This window comes from Ureibacillus terrenus (genome assembly GCF_006569205.1).
Taxonomy (GTDB): Bacteria; Bacillota; Bacilli; order Bacillales_A; family Planococcaceae; genus Ureibacillus; species Ureibacillus terrenus.
Genome location: NZ_VIGD01000004.1, coordinates 186799 through 193451, shown reverse-complemented (window position 1 = coordinate 193451; position 6653 = coordinate 186799). Strand labels below are relative to the sequence as shown.

The following is a 6653-nucleotide window of genomic DNA, read 5'->3' as shown; positions in this document are numbered from 1 at the left end:
ATCGTGGAGATCCGAACTCATGAATCGTGGCCGAAAGTAAGAGACGAATGCGAGCGTCTCATGCTTGGACATTTTTCTTCAAAAAACGGCGACCTTTATCAACGAACCGAACTGACGGCCAAACAAGTGCTATTCCTTGCGGCTCTAGGGCTGGAACCTCCTCCAAAGATTCTAGGCATCCACCCTCGCACCTAGATACACGCCCGAAGTGTGCCCAAATGCCTCCAATCCCTTTTGTATCAAGGGGCGAGAGGCATTTTGTTTGCCTAGTGACTGTCGAACTCGGGAATCGGAATCGCTCCAAATCCGCTTATCACGAAGTATTCATATTGGATTGCAAAGAACAATGGCCTTTTAAAATTCAATAGGGAATTTGTTCTAACTTTGAGAATGTAATGAAACCAAACAAAGAAGCTGCCTGGAAAGTTTATTTTTCCAGACAGCTCTTTTATTATTCTTGGAAATTGGAAATCAACACTTGTCTTGGACGGCTTCCATCAGGGGGGCCGACGACGCCGCGGGCTTCCATTTGATCGATGATTCTCGCCGCACGGGAATATCCGATCCGGAAGCGCCGCTGCAGCATGGAAATGGACGCTGATTGCATTTCCACCACCAATTTTACCGCTTCGTCATATAATTCATCGGTTTCCTCTTCGAAGGCCTTTTCCGGTTCGTCTGTTGGAATCATTGCCTCATCATACTGGGCTTTTTGCTGGGAAATGACGTAATCCACAACGGCCTGCACTTCCTCGTCGGAAACAAATGCCCCTTGGACGCGGATCGGTTTGGATGTACCCGCAGGCATAAACAGCATATCTCCCCGTCCCAACAGGCGCTCAGCTCCCCCCATATCGAGAATGGTGCGGGAATCGACTGCGCTCGATACGGCAAAGGCAATACGGGATGGGATATTCGCCTTAATGACGCCGGTTATGACGTCAACGGATGGTCTTTGTGTGGCGATAATCAGATGGATTCCGGCCGCCCGGGCCATTTGGGCCAACCTTGTAATGGCATCTTCCACATCGTGGGATGCCACCATCATCAAATCCGCCAGCTCATCAATGATCACCACGATATAAGGCAGCTTTGGCAGCTGCTCTTCATTTTCTTTATTGTAGCGATCGACATATTTATTATAGCCCCTGATATTCCGGGTTCCCGTATGGGAGAACAAATCGTAGCGTCTCTCCATTTCGCTGACGACTTTTTGGAGCGCCTGGGATGCCTTTTTCGGATCGGTAACAACCGGTGCAAGCAGATGAGGAATCCCGTTATAAACGCTGAGTTCAACCATTTTCGGGTCGATTAACATCATTTTGACTTCATGGGGTTTGGCCCTCATTAAAATGGACAGAATGATTGCATTGATGCATACGCTTTTTCCGCTGCCGGTCGACCCGGCGACAAGCAAGTGAGGCATCTTATCCAGTTCGGCCAATATCGCCTGACCCGCGATATCCCGTCCAAATCCAATCAGAAGCTTCGAATCCGGCTTGTTATTTTCCTTCGATTCCAGCACTTCCCTTAAGGTCACTACGGCAATTTCGCTGTTCGGCACTTCGATTCCGATGGCCGATTTCCCCGGAATCGGCGCCTCCATCCGAATGTCTTTTGCCGCAAGGGCAAGGGCCAAATCATCCTGCAAATTGACAATTTTGCTCACTTTCACCCCGACATCCGGCATGACCTCATATTTCGTAACGGCCGGCCCCAGATGAACCTGTACAACTTTCGCTTTTACGCCAAAGCTCAAAAGGGTTTGCTCCAGCTTTTTCGCGTTCGCTTGAATAATCGAATATTCCCCGCTTTGATCGTGCTCCGGCGGGACATTTAACAGACTCATTGGGGGCAAGCGATAATCTTCATTTTCCACATTTTTTTCAACCGATTGCTGGATCGTTTCTTCAATCGTTTCTTCATCCTCTTCTTCCTGCTCTCCACCGGATTTTTGGATGTTTTGCGTAAAGTCTGAAATAATCGGTTCATGCTCCATATCGTCATCTTCCATCATTGAAAGAGGAACCGGTTCTTCATCCGCGACGGCCATTTCATTAAAGACCGTTTGTTCTTCGGATTTTGCTCGTTTTTTATCCTCATCGTCCTTATTGAGAGAACGGCGCTTCCGTTGTTTCTTTCTCGGTATTTTTATTTTTATGCTCGGGATTTTTTCTGCAATCACCGGAACAAGCGCCTTTCCTGTCACCAGGATGCCCCCGATGAAGAACAGTAATACAGAAATCACCCGGGTCCCTGTTGATCCGAATAAAATGTGGAACATGCTGAAAAGCAGGGCCCCGATAAATCCACCGCCCAATGCGTTGCTTCTATGCAAAATCCCCTCATCGGTTATCATGATGCGCCAAGTTTCTTTCAGAACAGAATTCGATTCCAGCGCATCTTGTTTATATAATTCTTCGATCAGAACGCTATGGCTGAAGATTGATAAACTGAGAATAATAATGACCGTTCCAAGTACAATCCGGTCGGTAAAAGGAATTTTTTCACGCTTCACCATCAACATAATGGCAAATACAACGAGAAATGTCGGCACGGCAAAGAATAAATTCCCAAGTAAGAACATCGAGATGTTTTGCACTGTTTTGCCAACAAAACCATATTCAAAAAAGATGACAATTGCAAAACCGATCAAAATTAATCCAATGATTTCGAAATATAGGAGAGACATGCCGGATTTGGCTTTCGTTTTCGCTCTCGCTCTCGTTTTCTTCTTTGCCATATGGTTTCACCTACTTTTCAAACAACAATCAACAGTATGAGAAACAGGATTTCCTTTACCGCCTGGCGGTGAAGAAAATCCTGTCCGCTTTAGTAATTTTAATATTCCATAATAATTGGAATTATCATTGGTCGACGTTTCGTTTTTTGGAACAAATATGCGCTGAGCGTTTCCCGGATTTCCTGTTTAATATTCGTCCATTCATAAGCTTCTTTATTGACGTATTTTTCAATGCATTCCCGGGCAAGCTTCGTCGCCTCCGAAATCAATTCTTCCGATTCCCGGACATAAACGAAGCCGCGGGAAATGATTTCCGGACCGGAAGCGATTCGCTTCTGGGAGCGGTTCAGTGTTACAACGACAATAAAGATGCCGTCCTGGGACAATAATTTTCGATCCCTTAACACGATGTTGCCGACATCGCCAACGCCGCTTCCGTCGATCAGGACATTGCCTGCCTGCACTTTTCCGCTTATGCGCATTTTTCCATTCCGATATTCTACAACATCGCCTTTGTCCGCAATAAAAATTCGAGATTTATCGATTCCCACTTGTTGTGCCAATTTGGAATGGGCGATCAACATCCGGTATTCGCCTTGGATCGGGATAAAGTATTTTGGTTTCATTAAGTTTAACATGAGTTTTAAATCTTCTTGGCTGCCATGTCCGGAAACATGGACCTTTTTATCGGCCGTCAACACCGTTGCACCGGCCTTGGCAAGATTATTCATCGCATTGGCCATTTGTACTTCCATTCCCGGCGACGGTGTAAAAGTAATCAGCACGGTATCCGTGTCTTTGATGCGAAGATCGCGATGTTGTTTTCGGACGATTTTATCAAGGGCATCGAGAGGCTCCCCTTGATTGCTTGTAACGATGATGATCAATTCATCGTCGTTATATTTATTGATTTCTGTGATCGGAATTAACGTATCTTCATCAATCGTTAAATACCCAAGTTTCACGCCGATATCGATGACTTTTTCAAGACTCTTTCCGACGATAGCCACTTTCCGGTTGGATTTTTGCGCCTGATTGAACACTTGTTGAATGCGGATAAAGTTGGATGCATATACTGCAACAATAATGCGGGCAGGAGATGAATGGAAGACTTTCGCCAATTTATCTTCGATCACCGTTTCACTGGTCGTATAGCCAGGCCGCTCCGCTTCCGTCGATTCGGAAAGGAGAATAAATACCCCCTCCTCGCCCAATTGCGCCATTTTTGCAAGGTCCGGCTTGAATTTTCCTTCTGCCGATTGGTCAAATTTGAACTCGCCGGTAAACACAATTGCTCCTTCCGAAGTATGGAACACGATTCCAAGCGAATCCGGAATACTGTGTGTTGTATGGAAGAAAGTCACATAGGTTGATTGGAAATTCATCCGGCTCTTGTTTGTCACTTCAAAGAATTTCACTTGATGCGGTGCAGGCAATTCCTTCAAATGTTCTTTTGCCAGGGCAATTGTCAATTTCGATCCGTACACAGGCGCATTAATTTTTTGCAGTACATAGGCAATGGAACCGATGGCATCTTCGTGGCCATGGGTGAGGAAAATGCCTTTAACCCGATCTTTGTTTTCCACCAAGTAAGTAAAATCCGGAATGACGATGTCAATACCAAGCATCTCATCTTCCGGGAACATTAATCCGCTATCGACAATAAAGAGCTCGCCATCGATTTCTATGACGTACATTGCTTTACCGATTTCTCCCACTCCTCCCAGTGGGATAATACGAATTACTTCATTTTTTGTTTTAATCACATTCTTTCCTCCTAATTTTTATCCCGAACGCACAACCATTTAATTATCATTATACGTTGAGATTCCAGGAAGTACAAATAAAAAATGGTATTTCAACGCTTTTAAAATAAAAAAAGGCCTTGCACCCAAACAATTCATGATGAATTGTTCGGGCAACAGGCCATCACAGTTTTTGCTTCACTTGTTCCCAAACCCGGTCGAATTGGCGTTTCTCGTCATCTGTCATTTCCACCAACGGCAAACGGACTTTTTCTATATGAAAACCGACTTTGCCAAGCGCATACTTGATTGGGACCGGATTCGGACTTTTAAAAAGTTGTTTAAATAGGGGCAGAAGAGTCTGATGGATTTTCGCCGCAACATCGTGTCTGCCTTCTTCAAAAGCGCGGATCATTGCCTGCATCTCTTTTCCGACAACATGGGAGGCAACAGAGATGACACCCCGTCCTCCGATTGCCAGCAAAGGCAGCGTCAATGCATCGTCGCCACTGTATACCAGAAAATCATCATCTGTATTTGCCAATATTTCAGCCATTTGATCTAAATTTCCACTTGCTTCTTTTACGACTTGGATATTAGGTATTTTGCTCAACGCAATCGTTGTGGCTGCTTCAATATTCGAACTTGTGCGCCCCGGTACATTGTAGAGGACAATTGGCAAAACCGTTTCTTTTGCTACTGCCTCGAAATGCGCATAAAGTCCCCTTTGGTTGGGTTTGTTGTAGTAGGGAGCTACCAGCATGACCCCGTCCACGCCGAGGCCCTCCACTTTTTTCGTCAGCTCAATGGTTTCTTTCGTATCGTAAGATCCCGTTCCTGCGATGACAGGAACCCGTTTATTCACTTTTTCAACAGTAAACCGGATAAGTTCAAGTTTCTCTTCCTTTGACAATGTAGGCGATTCGCCTGTTGTTCCGCAGACGACGATCGAATCGGTTCCGTTTGCCAGCAAATGCTCTATCAATTTCCCGGCCGTTTCAAAATCGATTCCGCCATCATCGCGAAACGGCGTTACCATGGCAGTAGCGATCCTACCTAAATCCAAATCTAACACCCCTTAAAGTAAGTTATCCTCAATCATTGCCTCGGCGATTTGGATTGAATTCAAGGCAGCACCTTTCAATAGGTTATCCGCAACAATCCATAAATGGAAGCCGTTTGGTTGGAACAAGTCTTTACGGATTCTTCCTACATATACCGGGTCTTCTCCGTCCACAAAAATAGGCATCGGATAATCCTGGTTGTGAATATCATCCTGCAATACAACACCAGGTGCGTTTTTCAAAATATTAAAGATGTCTTGTACATTTGCTTCTTTTTCTGTTTCGATATACACAGATTCAGAATGCCCGATGACAACCGGTACCCTCACACAAGTTGCCGCTACTGGCAAATCAGGCAAGTGCATGATTTTTTTCGTTTCGTTAATCATTTTCATTTCTTCTTTTGTAAAGCCGTTTTCTGTAAACACATCGATTTGAGGAATGACATTGCGCGCGATTGGATAATGTTTTGGTTCCGACTTGACAGGCAATACTTTTGCCTCTACATCTTTTCCTTTTTCCCATTCTCCGCTTTGTACGCGAAGTTCTTCAATAGCGGACATTCCTGCACCTGAAACCGCCTGGTAAGTGGAAACGATTACCCGTTTTAGCCCCAATTGATCATGAATTGGTTTTAATGCCACAACCATCTGGATTGTTGAACAGTTCGGATTGGCAATGATTCCATTATGTTTTTTCAAATCTTCGCGGTTGACTTCAGGGACCACCAATGGCACATCCGGATCCATGCGGAAATGGCTCGTATTATCAATGACTACAGTGCCACGTTTTACCGCTTCAGGAGCGAGTTTTGCGGAAACGGAGCCCCCGGCCGAAAAGAGGGCTACATCAACCCCTTCAAACGCTTCCGGCGTCGCTTCTTCTATTTTGTAAGTCTTTCCTCCGAAATCAATTTCTTTCCCCGCTGAACGGGCAGATGCCAAAAATTTTATATCTTTAATTGGAAATTTTCTTTTAAGTAATTGTTCTTTCATTTTAGTACCGACTGCACCTGTTGCACCTACAATCGCTACCGTATATTGTTTTGCCATTACACAAATCTCCTCCCAATGATTACGAAATAAACTTCATATAATGATG

Annotated in this window: 4 protein-coding genes and 1 pseudogene; 1 reads left to right on the top strand and 4 read right to left on the bottom strand. The window is 44.8% G+C overall.

Features of this window, described 5'->3' with window-relative positions:
- A pseudogene (locus tag FKZ59_RS04870) lies at positions 1-195 on the top strand (IS1634 family transposase); the annotation flags it as partial.
- 256 nt (positions 196-451) lie between these two features.
- Here FKZ59_RS04870 and FKZ59_RS04865 read toward each other — a convergent pair.
- The 4 genes from FKZ59_RS04865 to FKZ59_RS04850 all read right to left on the bottom strand — a co-directional run bounded on the left by FKZ59_RS04865 (position 452) and on the right by FKZ59_RS04850 (position 6604).
- Complete coding sequence (locus FKZ59_RS04865) at positions 452-2743, bottom strand: FtsK/SpoIIIE family DNA translocase (RefSeq protein WP_141601619.1); 2292 nt, start codon at positions 2741-2743, stop codon at positions 452-454.
- Positions 2744-2841: 98 nt separating this feature from the next.
- On the bottom strand, positions 2842-4509 hold the full coding sequence (locus FKZ59_RS04860) for a ribonuclease J (RefSeq protein WP_141601618.1): 1668 nt from the start codon (positions 4507-4509) through the stop codon (positions 2842-2844).
- A gap of 163 nt (positions 4510-4672) precedes the next feature.
- Positions 4673-5554 (bottom strand): 4-hydroxy-tetrahydrodipicolinate synthase, encoded by an 882-nt coding sequence (gene dapA, locus FKZ59_RS04855; protein WP_141601617.1) that lies wholly within the window; start codon positions 5552-5554, stop codon positions 4673-4675.
- A 12-nt stretch (positions 5555-5566) separates the two neighbouring features.
- Positions 5567-6604, bottom strand: a complete 1038-nt coding sequence (locus FKZ59_RS04850; protein ID WP_141601616.1) for an aspartate-semialdehyde dehydrogenase — start codon at positions 6602-6604, stop codon at positions 5567-5569.
- Positions 6605-6653: the final 49 nt, after the last annotated feature.